Annotated in this window: 23 protein-coding genes; 14 read left to right on the top strand and 9 right to left on the bottom strand. The window is 66.5% G+C overall.

Annotated elements, in window-relative coordinates:
* The first annotated feature begins 5 nt into the window (after nucleotides 1-5).
* The gene (locus tag DELCS14_RS12860) at nucleotides 6-587 is read left to right on the top strand and encodes a peroxidase-related enzyme (protein ID WP_013801997.1); all 582 of its coding nucleotides are present in this window, start codon (nucleotides 6-8) and stop codon (nucleotides 585-587) included.
* Here DELCS14_RS12860 and DELCS14_RS12855 read toward each other — a convergent pair.
* Nucleotides 556-2,049, bottom strand: a complete 1,494-nt coding sequence (locus tag DELCS14_RS12855; protein ID WP_013801996.1) for a PLP-dependent aminotransferase family protein — start codon at nucleotides 2,047-2,049, stop codon at nucleotides 556-558. The two genes, DELCS14_RS12860 and DELCS14_RS12855, sit on opposite strands and share 32 nt — an antisense overlap.
* Nucleotides 2,050-2,145: 96 nt before the next feature.
* Between DELCS14_RS12855 and DELCS14_RS12850 the strand changes: the two genes are divergently transcribed.
* Nucleotides 2,146-2,940 carry an arylamine N-acetyltransferase gene (locus DELCS14_RS12850; RefSeq protein ID WP_013801995.1) on the top strand — a complete coding sequence of 265 codons (795 nt, stop codon included), beginning with the start codon at nucleotides 2,146-2,148 and terminating at the stop codon, nucleotides 2,938-2,940.
* A 4-nt stretch (nucleotides 2,941-2,944) separates the two neighbouring features.
* Here DELCS14_RS12850 and DELCS14_RS12845 read toward each other — a convergent pair whose 3' ends face one another.
* On the bottom strand, nucleotides 2,945-3,949 hold the full coding sequence (locus tag DELCS14_RS12845) for a LacI family DNA-binding transcriptional regulator (RefSeq protein ID WP_012206091.1): 1,005 nt from the start codon (nucleotides 3,947-3,949) through the stop codon (nucleotides 2,945-2,947).
* Between the two features lie 228 nt (nucleotides 3,950-4,177).
* On the opposite strand from DELCS14_RS12845, the gene DELCS14_RS12840 reads away from it, so the two are divergent.
* Together DELCS14_RS12840 and DELCS14_RS12835 are read left to right on the top strand one after the other, a co-directional pair.
* Entirely contained in the window at nucleotides 4,178-5,146 is a 969-nt protein-coding gene (locus tag DELCS14_RS12840; protein WP_013801994.1) for a tripartite tricarboxylate transporter substrate binding protein, read from the top strand.
* A gap of 43 nt (nucleotides 5,147-5,189) precedes the next feature.
* Complete coding sequence (locus DELCS14_RS12835) at nucleotides 5,190-6,347, top strand: mandelate racemase/muconate lactonizing enzyme family protein (RefSeq protein WP_013801993.1); 1,158 nt, start codon at nucleotides 5,190-5,192, stop codon at nucleotides 6,345-6,347.
* A gap of 6 nt (nucleotides 6,348-6,353) precedes the next feature.
* Here DELCS14_RS12835 and DELCS14_RS12830 read toward each other — a convergent pair whose 3' ends face one another.
* From DELCS14_RS12830 to DELCS14_RS12820, 3 genes are read right to left on the bottom strand one after another with little or no spacing between them, the layout of a single operon-like run.
* Complete coding sequence (locus DELCS14_RS12830) at nucleotides 6,354-7,700, bottom strand: sigma-54 dependent transcriptional regulator (protein ID WP_013801992.1); 1,347 nt, start codon at nucleotides 7,698-7,700, stop codon at nucleotides 6,354-6,356.
* The gene (locus tag DELCS14_RS12825; protein ID WP_013801991.1) at nucleotides 7,697-9,577 is read right to left on the bottom strand and encodes an ATP-binding protein; all 1,881 of its coding nucleotides are present in this window, start codon (nucleotides 9,575-9,577) and stop codon (nucleotides 7,697-7,699) included. The genes DELCS14_RS12830 and DELCS14_RS12825 overlap by 4 nt, the downstream gene beginning before the upstream one ends.
* A 46-nt stretch (nucleotides 9,578-9,623) precedes the next feature.
* The gene (locus tag DELCS14_RS12820) at nucleotides 9,624-10,931 is read right to left on the bottom strand and encodes a dicarboxylate/amino acid:cation symporter (RefSeq protein ID WP_013801990.1); all 1,308 of its coding nucleotides are present in this window, start codon (nucleotides 10,929-10,931) and stop codon (nucleotides 9,624-9,626) included.
* Between the two features lie 866 nt (nucleotides 10,932-11,797).
* On the opposite strand from DELCS14_RS12820, the gene DELCS14_RS12815 reads away from it, so the two are divergent.
* Together DELCS14_RS12815 and DELCS14_RS12810 are read left to right on the top strand one after the other, a co-directional pair.
* Nucleotides 11,798-15,304 (top strand): Dyp-type peroxidase, encoded by a 3,507-nt coding sequence (locus DELCS14_RS12815; protein ID WP_013801989.1) that lies wholly within the window; start codon nucleotides 11,798-11,800, stop codon nucleotides 15,302-15,304.
* A gap of 86 nt (nucleotides 15,305-15,390) precedes the next feature.
* A complete protein-coding gene (locus tag DELCS14_RS12810) occupies nucleotides 15,391-16,638 on the top strand; it encodes a hypothetical protein (protein ID WP_013801988.1) in 1,248 nt (415 codons plus the stop codon).
* Between the two features lie 39 nt (nucleotides 16,639-16,677).
* Here DELCS14_RS12810 and DELCS14_RS12805 read toward each other — a convergent pair whose 3' ends face one another.
* Entirely contained in the window at nucleotides 16,678-18,252 is a 1,575-nt protein-coding gene (locus DELCS14_RS12805) for a methyl-accepting chemotaxis protein (RefSeq protein ID WP_013801987.1), read from the bottom strand.
* A gap of 259 nt (nucleotides 18,253-18,511) precedes the next feature.
* On the opposite strand from DELCS14_RS12805, the gene DELCS14_RS12800 reads away from it, so the two are divergent.
* From DELCS14_RS12800 to DELCS14_RS12785, 5 genes are all read left to right on the top strand, one after another.
* Nucleotides 18,512-19,495, top strand: coding sequence for a MerR family transcriptional regulator (locus DELCS14_RS12800; protein ID WP_049801387.1), 984 nt, complete (start codon nucleotides 18,512-18,514; stop codon nucleotides 19,493-19,495).
* Nucleotides 19,456-20,088, top strand: coding sequence for a lipocalin family protein (locus DELCS14_RS12795; RefSeq protein WP_013801985.1), 633 nt, complete (start codon nucleotides 19,456-19,458; stop codon nucleotides 20,086-20,088). The genes DELCS14_RS12800 and DELCS14_RS12795 overlap by 40 nt, the downstream gene beginning before the upstream one ends.
* Nucleotides 20,085-21,143, top strand: a complete 1,059-nt coding sequence (locus tag DELCS14_RS12790) for an FAD-dependent oxidoreductase (protein WP_013801984.1) — start codon at nucleotides 20,085-20,087, stop codon at nucleotides 21,141-21,143. The genes DELCS14_RS12795 and DELCS14_RS12790 overlap by 4 nt, the downstream gene beginning before the upstream one ends.
* Nucleotides 21,144-21,163: 20 nt before the next feature.
* Complete coding sequence (locus DELCS14_RS29865) at nucleotides 21,164-21,343, top strand: DUF2256 domain-containing protein (RefSeq protein WP_013801983.1); 180 nt, start codon at nucleotides 21,164-21,166, stop codon at nucleotides 21,341-21,343.
* Nucleotides 21,344-21,443: 100 nt separating this feature from the next.
* Nucleotides 21,444-22,052 carry a DUF4337 domain-containing protein gene (locus DELCS14_RS12785; RefSeq protein ID WP_012206105.1) on the top strand — a complete coding sequence of 203 codons (609 nt, stop codon included), beginning with the start codon at nucleotides 21,444-21,446 and terminating at the stop codon, nucleotides 22,050-22,052.
* A gap of 86 nt (nucleotides 22,053-22,138) precedes the next feature.
* On the opposite strand, the gene DELCS14_RS12780 is transcribed toward DELCS14_RS12785, so the two are convergent.
* The gene (locus DELCS14_RS12780; protein ID WP_013801982.1) at nucleotides 22,139-22,630 is read right to left on the bottom strand and encodes a hypothetical protein; all 492 of its coding nucleotides are present in this window, start codon (nucleotides 22,628-22,630) and stop codon (nucleotides 22,139-22,141) included.
* Nucleotides 22,631-22,766: 136 nt separating this feature from the next.
* Between DELCS14_RS12780 and DELCS14_RS12775 the strand changes: the two genes are divergently transcribed.
* The 3 genes from DELCS14_RS12775 (at nucleotide 22,767) to DELCS14_RS12760 (ending at nucleotide 24,548) form a co-directional block, all read left to right on the top strand.
* Nucleotides 22,767-23,258 carry an AraC family transcriptional regulator gene (locus DELCS14_RS12775; RefSeq protein ID WP_043796731.1) on the top strand — a complete coding sequence of 164 codons (492 nt, stop codon included), beginning with the start codon at nucleotides 22,767-22,769 and terminating at the stop codon, nucleotides 23,256-23,258.
* Nucleotides 23,255-23,662, top strand: a complete 408-nt coding sequence (locus DELCS14_RS12770) for a VOC family protein (protein WP_013801980.1) — start codon at nucleotides 23,255-23,257, stop codon at nucleotides 23,660-23,662. The genes DELCS14_RS12775 and DELCS14_RS12770 overlap by 4 nt, the downstream gene beginning before the upstream one ends.
* Before the next feature lie 391 nt (nucleotides 23,663-24,053).
* Entirely contained in the window at nucleotides 24,054-24,548 is a 495-nt protein-coding gene (locus tag DELCS14_RS12760) for a MerR family transcriptional regulator (RefSeq protein ID WP_013801978.1), read from the top strand.
* 25 nt (nucleotides 24,549-24,573) lie between these two features.
* Here DELCS14_RS12760 and DELCS14_RS12755 read toward each other — a convergent pair whose 3' ends face one another.
* Together DELCS14_RS12755 and DELCS14_RS12750 are read right to left on the bottom strand one after the other, a co-directional pair.
* Nucleotides 24,574-25,269: a type 1 glutamine amidotransferase domain-containing protein gene (locus DELCS14_RS12755; protein WP_013801977.1), complete on the bottom strand. Its 696-nt coding sequence runs from the start codon at nucleotides 25,267-25,269 to the stop codon at nucleotides 24,574-24,576.
* Nucleotides 25,266-26,192, bottom strand: a complete 927-nt coding sequence (locus DELCS14_RS12750) for an NAD-dependent epimerase/dehydratase family protein (protein ID WP_013801976.1) — start codon at nucleotides 26,190-26,192, stop codon at nucleotides 25,266-25,268. Before DELCS14_RS12750 ends, DELCS14_RS12755 begins: the two co-directional genes overlap by 4 nt.
* Nucleotides 26,193-26,242: the final 50 nt, after the last annotated feature.

Below are 26,242 nucleotides of genomic sequence, written 5' to 3'. Positions count from 1 at the left end.
GACACATGGCCACCGCCCGCTACCCCCAGCCCGAACTGTCCAGCCTGCCCGAGGACATCCGCACCCGCATCCTTGAAGTGCAGGAAAAGGCAGGCTTCATTCCCAACGTCTTCCTGGCCTTTGCGCGCCGCCCTGCCGAGTGGCGCGCCTTCTTCGCCTACCACGATGCCCTCATGCTCAAGGAAGAAGGCAGCCTGACCAAGGGCGAGCGCGAGATGATCGTCACCACCACCAGCGCGGCCAACCAGTGCCTGTACTGCGTGGTGGCCCACGGCGCCATCCTGCGCATCTACGAAAAGCAGCCCTACGTGGCCGACCAGGTGGCCGTCAACTACCGCAAGGCCGACATCAGCGCCCGCCAGCGCGCCATGCTGGACTTCGCCATGAAGGTCTGCGAGCGAAGCCATGAAATCTGCGAGGCCGACTTCGAGGCGCTGTACCCGCATGGCTTCGACGACGAGGACATCTGGGACATCGCCGCCATCACCGCCTTCTTCGGCCTGTCCAACCGCATGGCCAGCTTTGCCGGCATGCAGCCCAATCCCGAGTTCTTCCTTATGGGGCGCGTGCCGCGCGAGAAGAAGTAGGCTGGCTGACCTGCGCCCCCTGGCGCGCCGCAGCACCCTCGGCCAAACCCCGGCATATCTCCCCCACCTGCCCCACGGCCCCCAGCAGGCGCGGCGTGGGCTCGTTGGCGCAGTTCAGGCGCAGGTGGTTGGGCAGGTCCGAGCGCGATGAGAACAGCGGGCCGGGGCTGACGCCAATGCCCAACTCCAGCGCGCGGCGGTGCACCTCCAGTGCATTCACCTGGCGCGGCAATTCCACCCACAGCAGAAAGCCCGCGCGCGGGGCCGAGACACGGGTGCCGGGCGGAAAGCTGGCCTCGACCCTGGCCGTGACGGCCTGCACCCCGGCCTGCACGCGGGACTTGACGCGGCGCAGGTGCCGGTCGTAGTCGCCGCTGGCCAGCACCTCGCTCACGGCGGCTTCCAGCAGCGGCGCACCGGCCCAGTCGCCCGCCAGGCGCACCTGCAGCACCTGGGCATGGAAGCGGCCCGCCGCAATCCAGCCCACGCGCCAGCCCGGCGCCAGGGTCTTGGACACGGAGCCGCAATACAGCACGTTGCCGCTGCCGTCGAAGGCCTTGCAGGCCGGCGGGCGCTGGCCGTCGCCCGCAAGGTCGCCATAGACATCGTCTTCGATCAAGGGAATGCCCGCCCGCTCCAGCAGCGCCACCAGGGCCTGCTTGCGCTCCACCGGCATGCTGGCGCCCAGCGGGTTCTGCACGGTGGGCGATGCCAGCACGGCAGCCGGCCGGTGGCGGGCAATGGCCTCGGCCAGCGGCTCCAGCAGCAGGCCTTCGCGGGGATCGGTGGCAATCTCCAGCGCCTTCAGGCCCAGGTCCTCCAGCAGCAGCAGGCTGCCGAAATAGGCGGGCCGCTCCACGGCCACGACATCGCCGGGCTTGCACACGGCGCGCAGCGCCAGCCGCACGGCCTGGGTGGCGCCTGCCGTCAGGACCAGGTCATCGGGGCCGAAGCGCGCACCCCATTGCGCGGCCCGGGCCGCGATCTGGCCGCGCAGGTCGGCGCGGCCCGGCGGCATGCTGTAGGTCTGCCCGTGCGCGTCCAGGCGGCGCCCGGCGGTCTGCAGCGCGCGCTGCAGCCGGGCCGTGGGCAGCCAGGCCGGATCGGGCAATGCCGCACCCAGCGGGATCAGGCGCGTGTCGGGACTGCTGAACAGCGAACGCGCCAAGGCCGACAGGGTCACGGGCACGGGGCGCGACGACGGGCGGGACGCCTGCAGCGCCGCGCCGCCCGTTGCCTGCCGCACAAAGTAGCCCGAGCGCGGGCGCGCGACGATCAGGCCCTCCGCCTCCAGGCAGCGCAGCGCCTCCAATGCGGTGGGCAGGCTGACCTGTTCGCGCTCGGCCAGGCTGCGGGCGGAGATCAGCCTGTCGCCGGGGCGCAGTGCGCCGCAGGCCAGCGTCTGGCGCAGGGCCTGGGCAATGCGGCGGTACTGGGGCAAGGGTTCGTTGGTGGTGGGCATGCCAATCTGTACAGGTCAGTTTTCTTGGATTCTGCTTATACAGGCATTGATGGTCCCGATTTATCGTTGCAGCCATCAAGCAACCCGAGGAAACCCATGCAAGCCAGCAATTTCGATGTCCAGGCCTATTTCCGCCGCATCGGCTTCAGTGCCGGTGACTCCGCCCAGGCCGATACCGCCACCTTGCATGCGCTGATGCGCCACCAGTTGTTCGCGGTGCCTTTTGAGAACCTCGACGTGCAGGCCGGCAAGATCGTCTCTCTGGTGCCCGAAGACATTGCGGGCAAGATCCTCGGCGGCGCCCGGGGCGGCTACTGCTACGAGGTGAACGGCCTGTTCGCCATGGCGCTGCAGGCCCTGGGCATTGCCTACCGCTTTGTGGCGGCGCGGCCCATGTTCTATCCGGCCCGCCGCCCCCGCACCCACATGGCCCTGGTGGCCGAGGTCGAGGGACGGCGCTGGCTGTGCGACCTGGGCTTTGGCAGCTACGGCATACGCGCCCCCATGGCCCTGGACGAGCTGGATACCGAGGTCCGCCAGGACGGCGACACCTTCCGCCTGAGCCTGGACGACCAGGGCGAATACCTGCTGCAGGCCCGCGTGGATGGTGAATGGGCCAACCAGTACGCCTTCAACCTGTCGCCCCAGGAGTGGGTGGATTTCGCCCCCGCCAACTACCTGAACTCCACGCACCCGGACGCCATCTTCGTGCAAAAGCGGGTGGTGGTGCTGCACCAGCCGGCCGGCCGCATGATCCTGGTGGGCGACGCGCTCAAGACCATCACGGCTAGCGGCACCGAGACCAGGCAACTGGCGCCTGATGAGATCCAGCACGTGCTGGGCAGCCTGTTCGGGCTGGCGACCGAGCGCCAGGCGGCTGCCGTGTGCTGACCCTCTAAGCTCGGCGGGTCGAATCCCGCTCGATCAGCTCGAACCCCAGGTCGAACGCCGAGCGCCCGGCACTGTGGCCCTTGCAGCGTGCCAGCACGAGTTCGGCGGCCAGGCGGCCTATGCCCGGTCCGTCCACATGCACGGTGGTCAGCGACGGCAGCAGGTGGGCCGCGAAATCGGCATTGCCGAAGCCCGAGACGGCCAGGTCCACGGGCACGCGCAGGCCGCGCGCCTGGGCTTCCACCAAAATGCCGTGGGCCAGCATGTCAGAGCTGCAGACCACGGCCTGCAGATCGGGCTGCTGCGCCAGCAACTGGCCCAGCGCCTGCCGGCCCAGCTCCAGGCTGCCGGGCGCGGACACGGTGACCGTGGGCACCTCGCGGCCCCAGGCTGCGAGAAAGCCTTCGCGCCGCTGCTGGGCCCGGTGGTCGCTGCCCGTGGCCATGCCCACGCGCTGCAGGCCGCGCGAGAGGAAATAGCCGGCCAGCGCGCTGCCCACCTTGAGGTGGGAAAAGCCCACCACCATGTCCAGCGGCCGGTCGCTGAAGTCCCAGGTTTCCACCACGGGAATGCCGGTCCTGCGCAGCCGCTCGCGCGCCTTGTCGGACTGCACCAGGCCCATCATCACAATGCCGTCGGGCTGGCGCCCGATCATGGCGTTGAGTACCTCCTCCTCCCGCTGCTCGTCGTAGAAGGTCTGGCCCAGCAGCAGCTGATAGCCCTCCTGCGCCAGCGTTGCCGTCAGGGACTGCACGGTGGGCAGAAACTGCGACACCGACAGCGCGGGCACCACGCCGGCCACCATACGGCTGCGCCTGGACTTGAGCCCCCCCGCCAGCAGATTGGGGATATAGCCCGTGGCCTCCACGGCCTGGCGCACGCGCTCGCGCGTCTTCTCCGAAACGATGGAAGGATTGCCCAGTGCGCGCGAGGCGGTGATCAGCGAGACGCCGGCCGCCTCGGCCACGTCGTGCAGCGTGGCGGGCCTGGGTGGTGTGGGTGTGTTCATGGGCAAGCGCGATCGCGGGCTGGTATCGGGGACGGGCCTGAAGATAGCAGACCGCCCTCCACGCACGGGTGCCAGGCCTGCCCTGCATCGCAGAAATCTTGATTGACAGCCAAAATGACAACGATATCATTTTGCTGAAAGCGCAAATCCTTGCATCTAAAAATGGCATCGGCGCTTTTTCATTTTCCCGGAAATGACAACGATGTCATTCACAAATCAGGAGACAAGATGAATCACATTCTTCGTGCCATGGCGCTGGCCCTGGCCGCGCTCACCGCCTTTTCTGCATCGGCCCAGGCCTGGCCCGACAGGCCCGTCACCCTGGTCGTGCCCTTTCCCGCCGGCGGCTCCACCGACCAAGTCGCGCGCGCCGTGGCGCCCAGGCTGGGCGAGAAGCTCAGGCAGTCCTTCGTGGTGGAGAACAAGGCCGGCGCCACGGGCACCATCGGCGCGGCCTTCGTGCAGCGCGCGGCGGCGGACGGGCAGACCTTTCTCGTCACCTCGCTGGGCCCGCTGGTCATCGTGCCCCACCTGATCAAGAACCTGCCCTACGACGCGCTCAAGGACTTCGACCTGATCACCGTGGCCGTGCAGTCGCCCAACGTGCTGGTCGTGCCTGCCGCCTCGCCGCACAAAAGCGTGGCCGACGTGGTCGCCCACCTCAAGGCCCATCCGGGCAAGATGAGCTTTGCCTCGGCCGGTCACGGCTCCAGCGACCACCTGACGGCCGAACTGTTCTGGCAGCAGACGGGCACCCAGGGCGTGCACATCCCCTACAAGGGCGGCGCACCGGCCCATGCCGACCTGATCGGCGGCCAGGTCGATGCCTCGTTCCAGAACATCAATGCCGTGATACAGCACATCCGGGCCGGCAAGATGCGCGCCCTGGCCGTGACCAGCCCGCGCCGCTCGCCCGTGCTGCCGGACCTGCCCACGCTGGCCGAAGCCGGGGTGAAGAACGTGGAAGTCGCCTCCTGGCAGGCCATCGTCGCGCCCAAGGGCCTGCCGCCTGCGCTGCGTGACAAGGCCCATGCGGCCTTTGTCGAGGCGCTCAACGATCCCCGGGTGCGCGAGCAGTTCGTCTCCATCGGCTACGAGATGGTGGCCGGCACGCCCCAACAGTTCGCCGAATTCCAGCGCCAGGAATACGCGCGCTGGAAGACGGTCATCGAGGCCGGAAAGATCAGCATCGACTGATGCCTGCCCCTGTCATTTTTCCAACCACCGCACTCCCGCAGCCATGACTTCTTCCGCGCTCTCCGAAACCACCAGCCAGGACCGCATCCAGTGGATACGCCTGTCGTCCTGCTACCTCCCCCTGGCCCGGCCCATCACCGATGCCAAGGTGCTCACGGGCCGCCAAAAGCCCATGACCGAGGTCGCCATGCTGTTCGCCGAGATCCAGACCCGCGACGGCCACCGGGGCCTGGGCCTGAGCTACGCCAAGCGTGCAGGCGGCCCGGGCCAGTTCGCCCATGCCAGCGAAATCGCGCCCTCCCTGCTGGGCGAGGACCCCAGCGACATTGCGCGGCTGTGGACGCGCATGTGCTGGGCCGGCGCCTCCGTGGGCCGCAGCGGGCTGGCCGTGCAGGCCATCGCGGCCTTTGATGTGGCGCTGTACGACATCAAGGCGCGCCGCGCGGGCCTGCCGCTGTCCAAGCTGCTGGGCTCGCAGCGCGAATCCGTGCGCTGCTACAACACCTCGGGTGGCTTTCTGCACACGCCGCTCGATGAGCTCAAGCGCAACGCCAGCGCCTCGCTGGAGCGCGGCATAGGCGGCATCAAGCTCAAGGTGGGCCAGCCCGACTGCGCGCTGGACATACGGCGTGTGGAGGCCATGCGCGCCCACCTGGGCGATGCCGCGCCCATCATGGTCGACGCCAACCAGCAATGGGACCGCCCCACGGCCCAGCGCATGTGCCGTGTGTTCGAGGAATTCAACCTGGTCTGGATCGAGGAGCCGCTGGACGCCTACGACCACGAAGGCCATGCCGCGCTGGCCGCGCGCTTCGACACGCCGATTGCCACCGGCGAGATGCTGACCAGCGCCGCCGAGCACGGCGAGCTGATACGCCACCGCAGTGCCGACTTCCTGATGCCCGACGCGCCGCGCGTGGGCGGCATCACGCCCTTCCTGCAGATCGCGGCCCAGGCCGAACTGGCCCACCTGAGCCTGGCGCCGCACTTCGCCATGGAGCTGCACGTGCACCTGGCCGCCACTTGCGCCAACGAGCCCTGGGTGGAACACTTCGACTGGCTGGAGCCGCTGTTCAACGAACGCCTGGACATCGCCAATGGCCGCATGCTCGTGCCCACGCGCCCCGGCCTGGGGCTGAGCCTGAGCGAGCAGGCACGTCGCTGGACGCGCGAAAGCGTGGAGTTCGGGAAGAGGGGCTGAGGGTGCCTATCCATCCAGCCCGTACTTGCGGATCTTGTCGTGCAGCGTGGTCTTGGGCATGGACAGGGCTTCGGCCGTGCGCGCCAGGCTGCCGGCGTGGCGGCGCAGGGCGTCGGCGATGAGGGCGCGCTCGAAGGCCTCGACAGCGGCGGACAGCGGCCGGGGCGCGGCGTCCTGCGCGGTGGTGCCGGCCGGCTGGCCGAAGGGGGGCGAGCCGGTCTCGATGCCCAGCACCGTGCGCTCGGCCACATTGCGCAGTTCGCGCACGTTGCCGGGCCAGTCATAGCCCAGCAGTTGCTGCACGCGCGCGGTGGTCAGCTCGGGCACGGGTCGCTGGTGGCGCGCGGCGCCCTGCAGCGCGAAGTGCTCGAACAGCAGTGGCACGTCCTCGCGCCGCTCGCGCAGGGGCGGCAGCGAGACGGTGGCCACGTTCAGGCGGTAGTAGAGGTCGGCGCGGAACAGCCCTTGCCGGCTCAACTCCAGCAGATCCACCTTTGTGGCCGCGATCACGCGGCAGTCGATGGGGATCAGGGTGTTGGAGCCCAGGCGCTCCAGCACACGCTCCTGCAGCACGCGCAGCAGCTTGATCTGCATGGGCAGGGGCATGCTCTCGATCTCGTCCAGGAACAGCGTGCCGCCGCTGGCGTGCTCCAGCTTGCCGATGCGCTTTTTGCCCGCGCCGGTATAGGCGCCGGCCTCGCTGCCGAACATTTCGCTGTCGAACAGCGTGTCGGGCAGGCCGCCGCAGTTGACGGCCACGAAGTTGCCCTCGCGCCGCGCGCTGGCTTCGTGCAGGCAGCGCGCCACCAGTTCCTTGCCCGTGCCGGTCTCGCCCTGGATCAGCACATCGGCCGCGCTCTGCGCCAGCCCCGTGAGCATCTGGCGCAGCTGGCGCATGTTGGGCGCGCGGCCTATCAGCCGGTGCTCCAGGCTGTCGCGCTGGTCCAGCTGCTGGCGCAGCGCCCGCACCTCCAGCACCAGCCGCCGGCGCTCCAGGGCGCGGCGCACGGCGCCGACCAGGGTTTCGGGGGCGAAGGGTTTCTGGATGAAGTCCTGGGCGCCGTCCTTCATGGCCTGCACGGCCATGGAGATGTCCCCGTGGCCGGTGATCAGCACCACGGGCAGCTCGGCATCCATGGCCACCAGTTCGCGCAGGAAGGCCATGCCGTCCATGCGCGGCAGGCGGATGTCGCTGACCACGATGCCCGCGAAGTCGCGCGACAGGCGCCGGCGCGCCTGCTCGGCGCTGCCCACGCTTTCGCAGGCGATGCCTTCGAGCTGCAGCGCCTGCTCGCAGCCGAGCACGATGTCGGGGTCGTCCTCGATGATCAGGACTTTGAGGGCGTCGGTCATGGTGTGTCGGCAGAGGGTGTGGAGGGAGCCAGGGCCAGGCTCAGCGTGAAGACGGCGCCGCCGCCCGGATGGTTGCTGCCCGTCAGCGTGCCGCCGCATTCACGCACGATGCCGGCCGACAGCGCCAGCCCCAGGCCCAGGCCCACGCCCTCTTCCTTGGTGGTGAAGAACGGCTGGAACAGATGGGCCTGCGCCGCTTCGCTCAGGCCCGGGCCGTGGTCGCGCACGGTGACCTGGGCGCGGCCATCGGCCACGGCGCAGGCCAGCTCCAGGCAGGGCGCGGGCTGGCCGCGCATGGCGTCCAGGGAGTTGTTGATCAGGTTGATCAGCACCTGCTCGATGCGGTTGCGGTCGCACCAGGCCACGGCCTCGGGCACGCCGTCATCGCGCAGGATGCGGGCGCCGGTCTCGGCCACGCGCGACTCCAGCACCGCCAGCGCATTGTCCAGCGCATGCGCCAGCGGCACGGGCTGGCTGGCGCCGCTGGACTTGCGCGCGAAGTTGCGCAGCTGGCCGGTGATGCGGCCCATGCGGTCGGCCAGCTGCGCCATGCGCTCCAGGTTCACGCGCGTGGTTTCGGTATCGCCGCGCTCCAGAAAGCGCTGACTGTTGCCGGCCAGGGTGCGCAGCGCCGTCAGTGGCTGGTTGAGTTCATGGGCGACGCCCGTGGACAGCTGGCCTATCACGGCCAGCTTGCCGGCCTGCACCAGTTCGTCCTGGGCGGCGCGCAGCGTGGCCTCGGCGTGGGTGCGCTCGGCCACCTCGGCCTGCAGCGCCTCGTTGGCGGCCGACAGGTCGGCCGTGCGCTGCTCCACCTTGCGCTCGAGCTCGTCGTGCGCGGCCTGCAGCGCCTCGCGCGCTGCCAGCCGGTCGCGCAGGTGGCGGCGGCGCTCGTTGACCATCATGGCCAGCAGCAGCACAAAGGCCGCGCCCACGGCCGCGGCCAGCGCGCGGCTCTGGGCCAGCTGGTCGACCTGCTCCAGGTGCGAGAGCACGGTGATCGTCCAGGGCGTGCCAGGCAGCTGGCGCGACTGGGCCAGGAAGCGGCCGCTGACCGGGTAGACCGAGCCTGGCGATTCCTCGCCATGGCGGGCAATGCGCACCAGGCGCGCGCCCTGGCCCAGGTCGCGCAGCACCTGCAGGCCCAGCGGCTCCAGCGCGCGGCGGTTGTACTGGCGCGTGTGGTCGAAGGCGGCGCGCGTGCCCTCGTCCAGCGTGCGCAAGGTGGTGAATTTCCAGTCGGAGACCGTGCCCAGGATGACGACGCCGTTCTCGTCGCCCACCAGCACGGGCGCCTCCACCGTGGACCACGATTGCTCCAGCTGGTCCAGGCTGACCTTGACCACGGCCACGCCCAGCGTGTGGGTGTCGTCACCCAGGGTGGAGGCCAGGTAGTAGCCGGGCTCGCCGCGCGTGGTGCCTATGCCGAAGAAGCGCGCGCTGCCCGTGGCCATGGCCGTGCGGTAGTAGGGGCGAAAGCTCAGGTCCTCGCCCATGTAGCTGTCGGTGCGCCGCCAGTTGCTGGAGGCCACGACGTGGCCGCGCTCATCGACCAGGTAGGCGGTCAGCGTGCCCGCGCGGTCGTTGAGCTGCTCCAGGTAGGCGTTGACGCGGTTGGTGAGCTGCTCGTCGCCGGGCTCGGCCAGCAGCCTTTGCACATTGCCTTCCAGTGCCAGCACGTCGGGCAGGAAGGCGTATTTGCCGATCTCGCGCTGCAGGCTGGCGCCGTACAGCTCCAGCCGGTGCATTCCCGTGGCACGCAGATCGGCGATGCCCAGCCGCTGGGCCAGCAGGTACGCACCCCAGCCGCTCAGCCCGCTCAGGGCAAGCCACAGCAAAAGCAGGATGAGCTGGCGCAGGGGGCGGCGGGCGGGCATGGTGAAGGCACCGATGTTATCAGTGCCCCCCAGCGCCGCCTGGGCCTCAGGCCGAGACAGCGGGCCGCCCTTGCTCGGAATGGTCCGTGGGCAGCAGGGACTCGTCGTCATCCGTGGTCGCGGTCGGATCGACGGCGCCTTCCCACTTGGCCACCACGGCCGTGGCGATCGCATTGCCCAGCACATTGGTCAGCGTGCGGCCCATGTCCAGGAAGTGGTCGATGCCCAGGATCAGCAGGATGCCCGCCTCGGGCAGGCCGAACATGGGCAGCACGGCGGCCACCACCACCAGCGAGGCGCGCGGCACGCCGGCAATGCCCTTGCTGGACACCATCAGCACCAGCAGCATGGTGATCTGGGCCGTCAGCGTCATGTCGATGCCGTAGGCCTGGGCGATGAAGATGGCCAGGAAGGTGGTGTAGACCATCGAGCCGTCCAGATTGAACGAGTAGCCCAGCGGCAGCACGAAGCCGATGATGCGCGGCTTGATGCCGAACTTCTCCAGCTGCTCCATCAGCTTGGGATAGGTCGATTCGCTGCTGGCCGTGGAAAAGCCCACCAGCAGCGGGCCGCGGATCAGGTTCAGCAGGCGGAAGATGTCACGGCCCAGCACGCAGTAGCCGGCCACGATCAGCAGCACCCACAGCGTGGCCAGGGCCAGGTAGAAGCACAGCATGAACTTGCCGAACACCGACAGCATGCCCAGGCCATGGATGGTGATGGTGCCGGCCACGGCACCGAACACGCCCACGGGGGCGAAGCGCATCACGTAGTCGGTGACCTTGAGCATGATGTGGACCACTTCGTCCATCAGGCCCACCATGGAGCGCGCGGCCTGGTTGTGCAGGTTGCCCAGCGCAATGCCGAAGAACAGCGCGAACACCAGGATCTGCAGCACCTCGTTGGTCGCCATGGCCTCGAAGATGTTCTTGGGGAACACGTGGGCGATGAAGTCCTTGAGGTTCAGCGCCGAGGTCTTGAGGTTCAGGCCCTCGGCCGACGACGGCAGGGCCACGCTCAGGCCATGGCCGGGCTGCAGCACGTTCGCATAGATCAGGCCGATGGCCAGCGAGCAGAACGAGGCCACGATGAACCAGCCCAGCGCGCGGCCGCCGATGCGGCCCACGGCCTTGGCGTCGCCCATGTTGGCCAGGCCCGACACCAGGGTGGCGAACACCAGGGGCGCGATGATCATCTTGATCATGCGCAGGAAGACATCGGTGAGGATGCCGAAGTAGCTGGCGATTTCCTTGGCGGCCTCGGGCGTGGGTGCGTAGCTGTTGCAGGCATAGCCCACCAGCACGCCGAGGACCATGGCCACGAGCACCATGGTGGTCAAGCGGTTGAATTTCATGCGGATTTTTTCGTTGGACGTATTTCGGTCTTGCAAGCGAGCCCGGCCACCACGGCTGCCGGCCACGGGCCGGATGCCACAGCGAAGACGGGCTTGTCTCCCTGCATACACAACCACGATGCACGTGGCCTGCGCCTGACAGTGCACAGACCGTGCCAGCCGCATCCGGCACCTGCACCCCGCGCTAACTGCTTGATTCGCCTATATCGACCTTACTTTTATGCATAAGGTGGCACGGAAATCCGAACACTGGAACGCCTGCGTCGTTCGGAAAACCGGATGGCCGGGCCTGCCGCCTCCGACCTGCCTGTGCGCCCTGTCCACGCCTCTTTTTTTGGGGGTGGCGCTGGGCCGTGGACCTGACGAGCACCGTCGCCATTGGAAAACCCTGACTCCGGGAAATGCGGGCTTGTCGATCGAATCGCCAATCGAGCCGATGCTATAGGGATGGATATTCAATGGATTCATTGCGGGCCTGGCATTGGCGACATCGCTTGAAATCGCTCGTAATCGCGAGAGCACGCAAGACTTCCGATAACGATATGGCAATATCAAATAACCAAGATGTCCAGGGTATTTATGGATGGATCGCCCGGGCGTGACAAACCGAATCATTCGTTGTAATGAAGCAGGCGTCTGCGCGTATAGCACAAGGCGAACAAATATCACTCTATCCGAGTAAACAAGAAGAATTTATATTCAGTTGGAAAATTTTTTACATTTGGTTTAACTTGCGATCCGGTTCGGGACGTGGGGTATTGAGCGGCATCCATCGCCGCCTGCTCCGCAGTCTTGCTGCCGGAGTACCGCTTTGAACAGTCTTTACGAGCGTTGCTTCTTTTCAATCCCCATCGCAAGGAAGTCGCATGTTTGCCAACGTCGTCAAGGGTGCTCAACGCGGCCTGTTGCTGCGGGCCTTATTCGGCCAGGTTCTCACCATCACGCTACGGGACCATGGACCTGCCAGCCAGCAGGCGGTGCTGGATGTGGTGCGCAAGCTGGCCCAGGCCAGCGAGGCTGCGCCCCAGCCCTCGGGGCTGGTGGCTGCATTTGCGCCGCAGTTGTGGGGCCGCTGGCAGAACCGCGAGATTCCGGTCAGCCGCAAGGTGCTCGACCATTCGCCCAAATTGCGCAATACCGGCGGAGATGTGCTGCTTTTCCTCAAGGCGCCCGATGCAGAGACTGCGCGCCGCCTGGTGAGCGAATGCATGTCCGCGCTGGAAGCACTGGCCAGCCACATCGACGTAGTGGAGGCCGGCAAACGAGAGGATGGCCGCGTCATCAGCGGCCGCTATCTGGACGGCATCACCAATCCCAACGATCCCATCAGTCTGGCCGCGGATATTTTGCTGGGCGATGCGTATGCGGGCGCCTCATTCGCCTTCACCCAGAAATTCCTGTTTGATTGGCGCGCCATTGCCGCCATGTCGCCGGACAGCGAAGACGCCATGATCGGCCGCGATACGGATGGAGCCATCTTGCCGCAGGCGCCTGGAGATGCGCATATCCACCGCGCCCATGTGCGTGATGCCAATGGCGACAACCGCAAGCTGCTGCGCCAGGCGCTGCCATTTGGCGAGCAGGCCGGCCACGCGGCGCGAGAGACGGGGCTGATGTTCGTGGCCTTCTGCAACGAGCAGGAGCGTTTCGAGAAAATCCTGCACCACCTGATGGGTGACATGCCCGATCGCCCCGTCGATCGGCTGATGAGCGTGGTGCAGGGCGTGGCGGGCGCCTACTGGTATGTGCCGGCGGCTGCAGAGCTGGACGTGGCCCACGTGGCCAGCGTGGCCGATACCGAGGAAGACCCGCACTGGGACGTGCGCAGCCCCAACGGCTACATGTTCTACAACTCGCAGGACTACCTGCACCAGATGGCCGAGGGCGGCTATGCGCCCGGTGACCCGCCCGGCCCCCGCCTGCTGGCCTTGCTGGGGTGCACCTTCTCGCACTGGAGCGACGGCTGGCTGCGCCGCCAACCCTTTCCGCGCCTGCCGCACCTGTCCACGCTGACGACACCGGATGAAGCGCCGGTGCTGCAGGGCTCGGCCCTGCTGCGCAAGGGGCTGGCCAACCAGAAGACGCTGGCCGACCTGCTCTCGGCCCCGCACTCGCGGCTGGCGCGGGACAACCAGCTGCTGCGCATCTACCCCGAAGAGTTGCTGGTGGGCATCATTCCCGACTTCACGCTCGGGCGCGGCAAGGAAGTGGTGCCCTACCTGAGCGAGCAGGAGACCATTGCAGCCTGGCTCAAGGGCGAGCTCAACGAATGGTCGGCCATGGGCCATGTGGTGCCGCATTACCAGCGCCTGGTCGATCTGGGCCTGGGCGGCCTGCTGGCGCAGCTGCAGCAAAAGCAGGCACAGCCCGGCCTGGCGGCGGCGCAGCAGGAGTTCTATCAGGGGGCGATCTGGTCGCTGCAAGGCGTGCAGCGCTACCTGCTCAACTGGGCCGAGCATGCCGAGCAGACCGTGGCCCGCGCCACCACGCCGCAGGACGCACAGAACATGCGCGACGTGGCCGCCCGCCTGCGCCACCTGAGCAGCGAGCCGCCGCGTGATTTCCATGACGGTGTGCAGCTGATCTTTTCCTTTCACTGCTGCCTGCACCTGCTGGGCGAGCTGACGGCCCTGGGGCGGCTGGACCAGATCCTGTGGCCGCTGCTCCAAAAGCATCCGCTGGACGAGGCCCGTGCGCAGGAGATCATCGACTGCCTGTGGCTGAAGATGGGCGAGAACGCCTTCGTGAACCGGGCCAACATCACCGACTACGTCAACTACGGCACCACGGCCGTGTGCGGGCTGGGCGGCAACTTCCCGCAGGGCGGCGGCATCAACCAGTGGGTGCAGCAGATCACCGTGGGCGGCTATGTGGCCAATGACGATGCCCAGCCCACAGGCGGCGTCAACCCGGTGACTATGCTGTGCCTGAAGGCGGCGCGCCGCATACCGGTGAACGCGCCCACGCTCTCGCTGCGGGTCTACAAGGACATGCCCCAGGAGGTGCTGGACGCGGCGGCCCAGTCGCTGCTGGCAGGCGGTGCCCACCCCATCCTCTACCAGGATGACAAGCTGTGCGAAGCGCTGCGCCGCTCGGGCAAGGACGTGTCGCTGCGCTGGTCGCGCGACTACGCCGCCGACGGCTGCTACGAGCCGATGCTGGCAGGTGCCACAGAGTTCGCGTTTGCCAACGTCACGCCCATGACGGCGCTGGAGCAGGCGCTGAACCAGGGCGCCACCTATGGCGCGGCCGGGCCGATCTACCTGCGCGGCCTGAAGCAGACGTTCCGCTCCCCGCCCGCACATGAGATAGACAGCTTCGAACAGCTGCAGTCGCAGTTCCTGCGCCAACTGGAATGGCTGGTGATCCAGACCTACAACGTCATCCTCGGTGCCTACGGCAATCTGGGCGACATCTGCCCCAGCCCCCTGCTGTCCACGCTGATCGACGGCTGTGTCGAGTCCGGCCGCGACCTGACCAACGCCGGGGCGCGCTTTCACATGATTGCGCCGCTGTGCGTGGGCGTCTCCAACACCATCGATTCCCTCTATGCGATCAAGAAGCTGGTGTACGACCGCGAGACGGCGATTGCCACGCTCCCCGAGCTGGTGGACTGCCTGATCAACGACTGGGGCTACACCCCGGTCGAGCCCTACCAGAACGCGTTGATGGGGCCTGCGGCGGCCGGCGAGCGCGCACGCCGCTACCAGGAATGGCGCGACATCGCCCTGCAGCTGCCCAAATGGGGTAGCGGCCACAAGGACGTGGATGAACTGGGCAATTGGGTGATGGACCACCTGATCCGCCTGTGCGTGGATGTCATCCGCCAGCCCCATCCCGCGCTGCAGCCGGTGCTGGACGGCATTGCCAAGACCTATGGCGCGTTCGAATTCGTCGTCACCCCGGGCATCGGCACCTTCGAGGGCTACGTGGGCGATGGCGCGCCCTGCGGCGCCACGGCCGATGGCCGCCGCAACGGCATGCCCATTGCGTCCGACCTGTCGCCCGTGCCGGCGCCGCAGGACCTGGCGGCGGCACCGGCCTTCCGCAACATCTACCAATCGCTGGAAAGCTGGCGCAACGAGGCCATTGACTACGGGCTCTCCAACGCCTCCCCGGTGGACATGAACATCTCCGAGAACTTCCCGCTGGAGGACCTGAAGCGCTTCCTGCGCGTCTATGCCGACGGCGGCACGGGCTCCAACCTGATCACGCTGACCTGCGCCGATCTGGCCACCTACCAGGCCGCAAGCAAGGACCCGGAACGCTACGACCTGCTGCGCGTGCGCATGGGTGGCTGGACCGAGTTCTACGCCGTGATGTTCCCCATGCACCAGGAGCAGCACCAGCGCCGCCAGTACTTCACGCCCTGATCGGCCGGCCCGCGCACCTTCAACCCACCGCCCTCCCACCTCACCGCGCATCCACAACGCACAGCGCGGGCCACCTGAAAAACACCATGATGCTGCGTGTCCTTTTATTGCTGCTGTGCGCGCTGTGCCTCAACCGCGCCGCCCTGGCGGCCTCTCCAGCCCTCAATCCGAACGACTGGAACCTTGTCCTGGTGCCCGGCTTTGAAAGCCAGGCCGCCGAAGGCAACAACCTCTCGCCCACGGGCCTCAACCACGCGCTGCGCTTTGGCCAGTTGCTCAACGGCTTGCTTGCAGGCAAGGCGGGGCAGGTGCGCCAGGTGTATGCATTCACCTATGCGGGCTCGCCCAGCATGGTGCCGCTGCAAACCATCGAGCCCTATGCGCTGCTGAACAACTTCGGGGTGAGCTCGCAGAAACTCAGCCAGGGCGATGCCAGCGTCTACAACTCCCCGGCGTACTTCGTGCAGCAGTTGCTGGGCAACCAGCCGCGCGGCACCTATGTGATGGCCATGCCGCCCGAGATGATCCAGGCCATGGCAGGCAGTGTCAGCAACGATGCGCTGGCACTGAACGGCCCCCACCAGTACGTGGTGCTGTCGGGCCAGAGCCAGCCGTTTGCCTTGGGCATCTACAGCGACGGCATTGCCGATGACCCGCAGTTCCCCAGGCTGCCCCTGCCCCCGCGCGCCGCCTGTGCCCAGCCGCCGGTCACCATCCAGGCCAGGGCACCGGGCGGCTGGCAGCCTTACACCGAACAAAAGGTGTACCTGGTGCGCCACGTGGAAGCACACCCCAGCGGCAACTTCGAAAACGGCAACTACGTGTGCCAGGGGCAGTGGCGCGCGCTGGGCGCCAACGCCCGGCTCAGCGACATCATGAAGCGCAAGCCGGACCACATCTTCACGTCCGACCCCGACAACATCATCGGCTGCAACGGAACATGCTCGTACATCCGCCCCTCGCTGACCGTCGCGCCGTTCGCCATCGAGCACGGCCTGCCCCTGACGCTGGCCGAGTTCCAGTGGAACGATGCCATCGACCTGGCACAGGCGCTTTTCAACCGTGCCTCCCCCTACTTCAGCCGTGCGGCGCAGGGCGGCACGGTTCTGGTGGGCTGGGAGCACGCCCATATCGAAAAGGCCGTGCAATACCTGCTGACCGGCATGTACCGCAACCCGGCCGCCGCAGCGCAAGTGCCGCCCTGGAGCTTTGACGACTACGACAGCGTGTGGGAACTGTCCACCGACAGGCAAGGCAACCTGACCTTCCGCAACACCTGCGAGGCCATTTCCACCACCGCCTTGCCCAGCACCTGCCCGGCGTTTTTTCAATAGCCAGCAGGGCCGGGGGCAACTGCGCTGCTCGCTGGTGCCTCAACCCTGCGTCTGGGGCCCCAGGCGAAAAACGCTCACGGACTGCACAAGGTCATGCGCCTGCTGGCGCAGGCTCGTGGCTGCCGCCGCCATTTCCTCCACCAGGGCCGCGTTTTGCTGTGTCGCTTGGTCCATCTGCATGACCGCCTCGCCCACTTGTGCCACGCCGCTGCGTTGTTCGGCAGAAGCCGCGCTGATCTCTCCCATCAGGTCGGTGACGCTGCGTATGCTCGTCACCACTTCAGCCATGGTGCCCCCCGCGCGGTCGGCCAGCACAGAGCCCTGTTCGACCCGCTCGACGCTGTCGGAGATCAGGGCCTTGATCTCCTTGGCCGCCGCCGCACTGCGGCCGGCCAGGCTGCGGACCTCGGAGGCCACCACAGCGAAGCCACGGCCCTGTTCTCCGGCACGCGCAGCCTCCACCGCAGCGTTCAGCGCCAGGATGTTGGTCTGGAACGCGATGCCGTCGATGACGTTGATGATGTCGGCGATGCGGCGCGAACTTTCACTGATGCCCTTCATCGTGTCCACGACCTGGGTGACCACCTCGCCCGCCTGCCCGGCCACGCCGCTGGCCCGCTGCGCGAGCGCGTTGGCCTTGCCCGCGCCATCCGCGTTCTGGGTCACGGTGGCTCCGAGCTGCTCCATGGAGGCCGCCGTCTGTTCAAGCGCGCTGGCCTGGCTTTCGGTTCGCGAGGACAGGTCGGTGTTGCCCTGGGCAATCTGCGTGCTTGCACTTGCCACGGATTCGCTGCCGCTGCGCACGACAGCCACGACCTGCGATAGCGCATCACTCATCTCGCCGAGGCTGCGCAGCAGGGTCCCCACTTCATCGTGGGTGGTGGCCTCCACCCGCTGCGTCAGATCCCCGCATGCCACCGCACGTGCTACCTGGATGGCCCGGCCGATGGGGCCGGTGATGGAGCGCGTGACCCAGGTGCCCAGCAGAGCGGCCAGCACGACGGCCACCAGCGCGCCGCCCAGCTCGAACGCCAGCGTCATTGCCGCCAGCGACTCGGTGCGCGTCAGGCGCTCGGCCATGAGCTGCTCCTCCTCTCGCACCAGGTCCGCCTGCAGTGCGCGCAGCCCATCCATGGCCGCCTTCTCGCGCCCCAGGGAGAACTCGCGGACCAGATCCTCGACGGTCGCCGTGCCGTCCTGAACTTGCCGCCGCAGCGCCTGCAGCGGCTGCACCGCCTGCACGAATTCACGGTGGCGCAGCCGGATTCCGTCGAGCCGGCGCTGCTGGGCGGGGTTGTCCTCGGTCAGGCGTACGGCCTCCTGCCAGGAGGCCTCGAACTCCTTGAGTCCTTCATCCCAGGGGGCCAGAAAACGGGAGTCACCCGACAGGAGATAGCCCCGCGAGGCCGTCTCCATGTTGACCATGCCCGTGAGCATGCGCTGTCCCTGGGACATGACCTTGAAGGTGTGCTCGTTCCATTGCTGGGCCTCCTTGAGCCGGGACTGGCTGCTCACGGCCAGCGCGATGACAAGAAGAAAAATGGCGATGACGCATGCGAAGGCAGCTGCGAGACGGCGGGCCAGTGGCCAGTTGGACAAATTCATGATGATCATCGGTACGAACTGCGTGGCCGGAAAGACTGCACAAGGGCGCGGCGATCATGGTGTGAAGCCTCGCCTGCGCCTGGGGCCGTCATCTCCTGGCCGGGATCTACAAAGCACTCGCGCCAGCGGCTGCCGGGTGGCGACCAGCGGGCCTGCGCTTTGTTTCTCTATGTAATATATTGGACAAAACATATTTTTGTCCTAGACAATTCAGAAAATCCCTCAAAACATCCCGGCCATGACCGGACGTTTTGTCCCCTTCAGATCAATGACGCCACTTTCTGACCCCCTGCCTTTGGCGCCTGGCCCCGGGCTGCCTATCTCGGCCGTCGAACGCGAGACCGGACTTGCCAAGGACACCCTGCGTGTCTGGGAAAGACGCTACGGCTTTCCAAGGCCTGAACGGGATTCGGCAGGCGATCGCCGCTACCCGGCAGACCAGGTTCGACAACTGACCCTGATCCGGCGGCTCATGGATACGGGGCTGCGTCCCAGCAAGCTGATGGGTGTGGATCTGGACGGCCTGCAGGCGCTGCTGGCCCGCGCTGACACCTCGCCGGGCAAGGATTTGTCCAGGACAAATTTAGAGAATGCAGCGGACTCTGACCGCTTCGCCCCCATGCTCAACGCCATTGCCGCCCATGATCCCGCCCAGCTCAGGCATTGCCTGAGCCTAGCCCAGTCGCGCATGGGCCTGGCCGGTTTCGTGACCACGCTCGTGGCCCCGCTGACCACGGCGGTCGGCGATTTCTGGGCACAGGGGCGTTTTGAAGTGTTCGAAGAGCACCTGTACACCGAGGTGCTCACCGGCGTCTTGAGGCAGGCAATCGCCTCGCTCGCCCCTCCTTCCCCGCCGTCCGCGCCCAAGGTGTTGCTGACCACGCTGCCGCAGGAGATGCATGGACTGGGCCTGCTCATGGTCGAAGCCCTGCTGGCCCTGGAAGGCTGCAACTGCGTATCGCTGGGCACCCAGACGCCCATCGGCGACGTGGCACAGGCCGCGCGGGCGCATCGCGCCGACATCGTGGGGCTGAGCTTCAGCAGCGCACACAACGGAGCGATGGCGCAGGCTTGCCTGGGCGAGCTGCGCAGCCACCTGCCGCCGTCGATCGAGTTGTGGGCCGGTGGAGCATGCCCGGCGCTTTATTCCAGCCCGGTCGCGGGCATGACGCCGGTGCGCCATCTCACGGATCTGCAACCGCTGGTCGCCCGATGGCGGCAGACGACAAGAACACCAAGGACATACGCATGAACTTTCCCGCCCCCCGCCCCGTCTTCACCGCCAGGCGGCGCACCCTGCTGGCAGCGGCCCTTGGCGCCGGCCTGCTGGCCAGCGGTTGCGCCAGCATGCGCCCGCCCGGCTCGGTCACGCCCGTCTCACCGTTCGACCTGCAGCGCTACCAGGGCCTGTGGTACGAACTGGCACGGCTGGACCATGGTTTCGAGCGGGGCATGACCGATGTGACCGCCGAGTACACGCCGCAGGCAGACGGCAGCGTGAAGGTGGTGAACCGGGGGTTTTCCGTGCCCCGGGGCCAGTGGCAGCGTGCCGTCGGCAAGGCCTTGTTCACGGGCAAGCCGGACACGGCTTCGCTCAAGGTCTCCTTCTTCGGCCCGTTCTACGGCGGCTACCATGTGGCCGCCCTGGACCCTGACTACCGCTGGGCGCTGGTCCTCGGGCCGGACACGCAGTACTGCTGGATACTGGCCAGGGAGCCGAAACTGCCCCCGCAGACGCTGCAATCCATCGTCGCCAAGGCCGCGGAATTGGGCGTAGATACCGGCGCGCTGATCTGGGTCAGCCATGAGCGCCACCAGGAAGCGCACAGCCAGGAGGCCTTGTGAACGGCGCGCCCCCCGTCGCGGTGATCGGCGCGGGAATGGCGGGTTTGGCATGTGCACAGCTGCTGGCCGAGGCTGGCTGCCGCGTGGATATCTTCGAGAAAAGCCGAGGCCCATCCGGGCGCATGAGCACGCGGCGCGCGCAGGATCCGCAGGGTGCGTGGCAGTGCGATCACGGCGCTCCATCGTTTGCGGCCCAGGACCCGGAGTTTGTGCAGGAGGTGCGCCAGTGGGAGCAGCACGGCGTTGTCGCCGCCTGGCGTCCGCGCGCAGTGCGCCTGCAGGGCAAAGACGTGGTGCCCGCAGATGCGGGCCCCGACCGCTGGGTGGGCGTGCCGCGCATGACCTCTCCCTCAGCGTTTCTTGTCCAGCGGCTTGCACAACAGGGGCATGGCGCACGGCTGCACCTGCAAACCACGGTTCAGCAGTTGCAGTACGAATCTGCCTGCTGGACTGTGCACTGTGCCGAACACGGGCAGATCGGATCGGAATACTGCGCCCTGGTTTTGGCAGTGCCTGCACCGCAGGCGGCAGCCTTGCTGGAGCCGGTCTCGCCCTATGCGTCGGCACTAGCCGCCAGCGCGCGCATGCAGCCTTGCTGGGTGGCCATGCTGCGCACCGACGCCCCCCTGCCGCTGGACTGGGATGCGGCAGAAATCACGGATGGCCCGCTGTGCTGGGTGGCACGCGACAGCGCCAAGCCAGGGCGGCAGGGGCCGCAAGTGCCGCAAGGACCTCAGACCTGGGTGCTGCATGCCAGTGCACGGTGGAGCCAGGATCACATCGAGTCGGACGCCGAATCCGTGGCCCGGCAACTGCTGCAGGCATTCGAGGCCCTGGCCGGGCCACTGCCCCACCCTTTGCCAGGCGGCCTGCGCGTCACTGCCCACCGCTGGCGCTATGCGCTGCCGGCACCGCACCTGGTCAACCGCTGCTGGTGGGATGCGCCTGCGGGCCTGGGCCTGTGTGGCGACTGGATGTGCGGCGCAGGCGTTGAAGGCGCCTGGCTCAGCGGACGGGCGCTGGCCCGGCGCGCCCTGGCCACGCTGACGCGCTGAACCACAGGAACGCCCGCACCATGCACAAGAAGCCCCACCTGCCCTCCAAGCTGTGCGCGTGCTGCGGTCTTGCGTTCACATGGCGCAAAAAATGGGCACGTGATTGGGACGAGGTCAAATACTGCTCGCAGCGCTGCCGCACCGCGCGACTGCCGCCTGATCCCACTCCCCCATCTGCAGGCCGTCAGCCAAGGCGCTGACCTCCAAGCGGGCCATGCGCCCCGCACATCCTGGAGCCCTGGATTGCCGCCAGGCCGGCCCCATAATGCGCCACCCCATTGCATCAAGGAATTGGCACCTATGTCTTCCGGCGGCTTTCACGTCCACGGCCCACACGATCACGAACTCGAACATGCTGCCCAGGGCGAGCATGGCCAAACCGCCCACCACGGCATCGGCGGCGGCAGCCTGACCAACCAGATCGCCATGTGCACGGCAGTCATCGCCACGGTGGGAGCCATCTTCGCGTACATGGGCGGAGCCACCCAGGCCAATGCCGGGCTGTACAAGAACGACGCAGCCATCAAGAAGACCGAAGCGGCCAACCAGTGGGCCTTCTTCCAGGCCAAGAGCACCAAGCAATCGCTGTCCGAGTTCGCGCGTGATCTGGCGACCACGGAGGACAGGCGGGCGGCCTACCAGGCCAAGGTGGAGCGCTACGAAAAGGAAAAGGACGACATCAAGCGCGATGCCGACCGCCTGGAAGCCGAGGCCCGGCAATGGGACGAGAAGTCCGAGATGCAGATGCATCTGCATCACCGCTGGGCGCAGGCCACCACCGCGCTGCAGGTCGCCATTGCCCTTGCAGCCATCGCGCTGCTGACCAAGAAGAAATGGCTGGAATACGCCATGCTCGGCGTGGCAGCGCTAGGCCTTGGCGTGGGCGGGCTGGCCATGCTGCACATCTAGAGCGTGTGGCAAAGCCGCAAAGCCGCATATCCGCCTTGGAAGGCAGCTGTGAAGCAGCCCCCTGATTCCCCGGCCTTGCCCGCGGCTCAGTCCTCGCTGGGACGGGGGTAGCCTGCCTCTGCCCAGGCTTGCGCAGACGTCCGGGTGAGCTGATGGTCCGGCCTGACTCCCACCTTGGCCAGCTCGCTGCCGTCGGCGGCAGTGGCGGTGAGCGTGGCGCTGGGATTGTCCTCATCGGGCTCGATATCCAGAGAGACGGTCACGCGTGACCCGCCCACCATGATCTGCACATCCTTGTGCAACTGCGCTGCCAGATGCTGCTCATGCCGGCGCATCACCTCGTGCGCCGTCTTCACGAGCGTGTTGAAGGCGGAAACGTCCAGCGGCTTGGGATTTTTTTTGTCGCGGCCCATGGTCCACGGGCCGACCAGGCTTGGCTCCACCTGGCCGTCCTGGGTCATGGCAACGGCCCAGCCATCGTCGTCTTCATTCTTGATGACGCGGGCCTCCCAGCCGTTGTGATGCCAAAGGCGGTCTTCGAAGATTGAGACGACTTCTTGTTCGAGTTCTGCGGACATGTCCAGACCCTTCCCTTGTGGAAACTATCGAGCCCGAAATTCTACTGTCCATCCATACAGTTCGCGCGCAGGGGTCTATTCCCAAACCGTGGACTCCCAAGAGATGAAAATGCTTCCCGATGGCACCGGAGACGGCATGAACAACGACCTTGCACACCAGGATCCTGAACTGTTGCGCCGGCTGCTGCGCGCGAAGGACAGCATTGACGCCGCATCGCACGAGGCCTGGCCTGTCGGGCGACTGGCGCAGGTCAGTGGCGTGTCCGAAGCGCACTTCGCCCGGTCGTTCAAGCAGGCCTTCGGCAGTCCGCCGCACCGGTACTTGCTCACGCGGCGCATCGAGCGGGCAATGACGCTGCTGCGCGAAACCGATCTGGCCATCACCGACATCGCCTTTGATACAGGCTGGGCGAGCCTGGGCACCTTCGGACGCACCTTCCGCGATATCACAGGCGACAGTCCCAGCGCAGTCCGGGTGCGCGCCCGGGCGACGATGCGCGAGCTGGGCCGCGTGCCCGCCTGCATCGTCAGCGCCGCGTACCGCCCCGACCTCACGACCGCAGTTTCGGAGAAGCGACGCCGGGCAACAAGCGATACAAACGAACCCGAACAACAGGAGATCCCATGATTCAAGGCGTTGAAGTGGTTGGTTTGTATGTGCGCGATCAAGACGAAGCACTCGCGTTCTATGTCGACAAACTCGGGTTCCGCGTCCACACGGACGTGGCAAACGGCGACTATCGCTGGCTCACGGTGCAGCACCCGGAACAGCCGTCGTTCCAGCTCGGCCTGTTCACACCCGGCCCGCCCGTGCTCGACGCAGCAACGGCGCAGGCAGTGCGCGCGATTGTGGCCAAAGGCGCCATGCCGCCCCTCGTACTGACCGTGGACGACTGCCGCGCGGCCTACGACCGAATGCTCGCAAGCGGGGTGGAATTCACGCAGGAACCCGTGGCACGGTACGGCACCGTGGACGCAGGCTTCCGCGATCCATCGGGGAACGGGTGGAAGATGATCCAGGCGCGCCGCTAAGGGAGGCCGCCTTGAACTGGAACCACCGGATCCGGCAGATCCACCGCTGGCTGTCCGTCGCCTTCACGGTCACCGTCCTCGCCAACTTCATTGTCCGGGCGCAGGGGGAAACTCCCTCCTGGGTCAGCTACTCGCCGTTGCCCCCGCTCTTTCTCTTGCTGTTGAGCGGTCTGTACCTCTTCGTGCTGCCGTACGCCTGCATGCGACGCAGTGGAACAAGGAAGCCAGGCGATGCGAGGTAGGTGTCTTGGCCATTGAATGGCCGCCAGCACGCATTCTTCGACAAGGGCACGTCGCGCTCGCCGCAAATTGCCGCTGGAGCGAAGGGCTTGCGAGTACGATAAGCTTCAAGTCTTGTTGAAGGTCAAGGACCCCTTGCCGAAGGTTGCGCATGAACATTGGTGAACTGAGCAAACGCACAGGACTGTCCACATCACGCATTCGTTTTTATGAGCAAAGCGGCCTGCTGCAAGCGGCTGAGCGTGGCTTGAATGGCTACCGCAGCTATCCGCCTGAGATGGTGCAGATGCTGGAGCTGATTGCGATGGCGCAGGGCGTGGGCTTCAGCCTGGATGAAATTCGTGCACTCTTGCCGCCCGGCCTGCAAGGCTGGGACCATGAGGCCGTCGTGGGCGCGCTGCGCCAAAAAATTGCCGATATCAAGGCCATGGAGAAAAAGCTGCAAACCAGCAAAAAGCAGTTGCAGGCTTTGTTGACCGATATTGAAGCGCGGCCAGACAACATGGATTGCCATGACAACGCACGCCGCGTGCTCTCACATGTACTGGCCCAGCAATCCGGATCCTTGGCCTCTGAAGCAGCGGCTGAAGAAAAAATGGGCAAGCTCATGCGCACCGGACACAAGAAGCGGGCAAGCGTGGCATAGGCCTGCGGCAGTTTGGAACGCGGCCCTAGCGCCTTGCCAGAGCGTGCACCACCTGCTTTGCAGTCGCTTTGGCCGACCCCGGGTTTTGACCGGTGATGAGGCGGCCATCGGCCACCACATACGAGATATAAGGCAGCAAGGCTTTTTGATAGCGCGCACCGCGCATCTTCATTTCCTGCTCGGCGTTGTAGGGCATGGACCGGGCCACTCCGGCCAGGATTTCTTCCGTCCATGAAAAACCCGTGACCCGTTTGCCCGCGACCAGCAAAGAGCCGTCGCTGAGCTGCGTATTGAGCAGGCCGCAGTAGCCGTGGCAAACCGATGCAACGATGCCACTTCGCTCCCAGATGCTGCGTGTGATGCGCTGCAACCCCGCACTATCGGGAAAATCCCACATCACCGCATGCCCTCCAGTGAAGTAGATGGCATCGAAATCGTTCGCATCGATATCGGCAGGTGCCGCAGTGTTCGCCAGCAGGGCCATGCGCGCGGGATCATCGAGCCAGGCTTTGGCCGAAGCATCGAAGAGCGGCCATTGGAGTGCGCGCGGCTCCAGCGGTACGGCGCCACCCAGCGGGCTCACCAGTTGCTGCGGGTACCCTTGCGAAGCAAACACATCCCAGGCATGGGTCAGCTCCGACAACCACAGCCCTGTGGCGTGCGCAGGGTCGTCGTAATGAGCGACATTGGTGACGACATGCAAGACACGTGGCGTACTCATGAAGACTCCTGCGCGATTTGTTTGAGGCCCTGTGCGTAGCTGGTGACAGCAAAGTCGGGAAAGCGGCGCTTGAACTTGGACGAATCAAACACATTGTCGTGCGCGTAGCGTGGCAGCAGTTCACGCAGTTCGCGCACGGGCTTGGAGACCCAGCCAGCAACCACCATGGCCAGGTGGCTCAGTACCTTGTAGCGCGGCTCAACCCCAAAGGTTGCAGCCGCCAGGTTCACAAAGGCCTGATAGGTCAGCCGCTCGTCCCAGCAAGGCAGATGCCAGGTCTGGCCATACGCATCGTGCGCATTGCCAATGGCTGCCATGGCGCGGCTTGCATCGGGCGTCCAGATCAGGGTGCGCAGCTTGTCGTCACGGACCGGCACTTTGGCCTTCTGGCCCGCCTTGAGCGGGCCGATCACCAGCGTGTTGGTGATGCTTTGGGTTTTTCCGGGGCCGTAGAACTCTGGCGCGCGGGCAATGGCGACGGGGATATCGCCGCGCTGCATCTCGGCCAGCACCATCTCGGCCATCAAGGCGCGCACGCGCCCCTTGCGGCCCACCGGTGCAAAGGCGGTTTCCTCGGTCTGCCGCTGCGCGGTTTGCGGGTACATGTAGGTGTTGTCGAAATAGACAAATTTGGCCCCCGCTGCCCGCGTGGCATCGAGCGCGTTGCGCAGCATGGCAGGAAACTGCCTTTCCCATAATTCGGTGTCTGGTGGCAGGCCAGCGGTGAAGTACACGACCTCGCTGCCACGCACGGCCTCCAGGGTTTGCGCGGAATTCATCAGGTCGGCGGACACCAGCTCGTCCGTATCGTTCACCTTGCGCGGCTTGCGGCTGACCAGGCGCAGGTTCTGCGTGTAGTTGCGCTGGAGCTCGCGCGCCAGCTCCACCGCGATCTGGCCATTGGCGCCCAAAATGGTTTGCATATCGATCCTTGCAGCATCTTGTTTGATGAGAGGATAAGGAGCTTAAGCTT

Origin of the sequence: Delftia sp. Cs1-4, from assembly GCF_000214395.1 — a bacterium.
In the GTDB taxonomy this organism is placed as follows: Bacteria; Pseudomonadota; Gammaproteobacteria; order Burkholderiales; family Burkholderiaceae_C; genus Comamonas; species Comamonas acidovorans.
Note: the sequence above shows the minus strand (reverse complement) of the source record. Positions and strands in the feature narration are given on the sequence as shown.

Excerpts from the sequence above, each read along its gene's own strand:
- DELCS14_RS12860 (WP_013801997.1), top strand. The coding sequence starts at position 6 with ATGGCCACCGCCCGCTACCCCCAGCCCGAACTGTCCAGCCTGCCCGAG.
- DELCS14_RS12855 (WP_013801996.1), bottom strand. The coding sequence starts at position 2,049 with ATGCCCACCACCAACGAACCCTTGCCCCAGTACCGCCGCATTGCCCAG.
- DELCS14_RS12850 (WP_013801995.1), top strand. The coding sequence starts at position 2,146 with ATGCAAGCCAGCAATTTCGATGTCCAGGCCTATTTCCGCCGCATCGGC.
- DELCS14_RS12845 (WP_012206091.1), bottom strand. The coding sequence starts at position 3,949 with ATGAACACACCCACACCACCCAGGCCCGCCACGCTGCACGACGTGGCC.
- DELCS14_RS12840 (WP_013801994.1), top strand. The coding sequence starts at position 4,178 with ATGAATCACATTCTTCGTGCCATGGCGCTGGCCCTGGCCGCGCTCACC.
- DELCS14_RS12835 (WP_013801993.1), top strand. The coding sequence starts at position 5,190 with ATGACTTCTTCCGCGCTCTCCGAAACCACCAGCCAGGACCGCATCCAG.
- DELCS14_RS12830 (WP_013801992.1), bottom strand. The coding sequence starts at position 7,700 with ATGACCGACGCCCTCAAAGTCCTGATCATCGAGGACGACCCCGACATC.
- DELCS14_RS12825 (WP_013801991.1), bottom strand. The coding sequence starts at position 9,577 with ATGCCCGCCCGCCGCCCCCTGCGCCAGCTCATCCTGCTTTTGCTGTGG.
- DELCS14_RS12820 (WP_013801990.1), bottom strand. The coding sequence starts at position 10,931 with ATGAAATTCAACCGCTTGACCACCATGGTGCTCGTGGCCATGGTCCTC.
- DELCS14_RS12815 (WP_013801989.1), top strand. The coding sequence starts at position 11,798 with ATGTTTGCCAACGTCGTCAAGGGTGCTCAACGCGGCCTGTTGCTGCGG.
- DELCS14_RS12810 (WP_013801988.1), top strand. The coding sequence starts at position 15,391 with ATGATGCTGCGTGTCCTTTTATTGCTGCTGTGCGCGCTGTGCCTCAAC.
- DELCS14_RS12805 (WP_013801987.1), bottom strand. The coding sequence starts at position 18,252 with ATGATCATCATGAATTTGTCCAACTGGCCACTGGCCCGCCGTCTCGCA.
- DELCS14_RS12800 (WP_049801387.1), top strand. The coding sequence starts at position 18,512 with ATGACGCCACTTTCTGACCCCCTGCCTTTGGCGCCTGGCCCCGGGCTG.
- DELCS14_RS12795 (WP_013801985.1), top strand. The coding sequence starts at position 19,456 with ATGGCGGCAGACGACAAGAACACCAAGGACATACGCATGAACTTTCCC.
- DELCS14_RS29865 (WP_013801983.1), top strand. The coding sequence starts at position 21,164 with ATGCACAAGAAGCCCCACCTGCCCTCCAAGCTGTGCGCGTGCTGCGGT.
- DELCS14_RS12785 (WP_012206105.1), top strand. The coding sequence starts at position 21,444 with ATGTCTTCCGGCGGCTTTCACGTCCACGGCCCACACGATCACGAACTC.
- DELCS14_RS12780 (WP_013801982.1), bottom strand. The coding sequence starts at position 22,630 with ATGTCCGCAGAACTCGAACAAGAAGTCGTCTCAATCTTCGAAGACCGC.
- DELCS14_RS12775 (WP_043796731.1), top strand. The coding sequence starts at position 22,767 with ATGAACAACGACCTTGCACACCAGGATCCTGAACTGTTGCGCCGGCTG.
- DELCS14_RS12770 (WP_013801980.1), top strand. The coding sequence starts at position 23,255 with ATGATTCAAGGCGTTGAAGTGGTTGGTTTGTATGTGCGCGATCAAGAC.
- DELCS14_RS12760 (WP_013801978.1), top strand. The coding sequence starts at position 24,054 with ATGAACATTGGTGAACTGAGCAAACGCACAGGACTGTCCACATCACGC.
- DELCS14_RS12755 (WP_013801977.1), bottom strand. The coding sequence starts at position 25,269 with ATGAGTACGCCACGTGTCTTGCATGTCGTCACCAATGTCGCTCATTAC.
- DELCS14_RS12750 (WP_013801976.1), bottom strand. The coding sequence starts at position 26,192 with ATGCAAACCATTTTGGGCGCCAATGGCCAGATCGCGGTGGAGCTGGCG.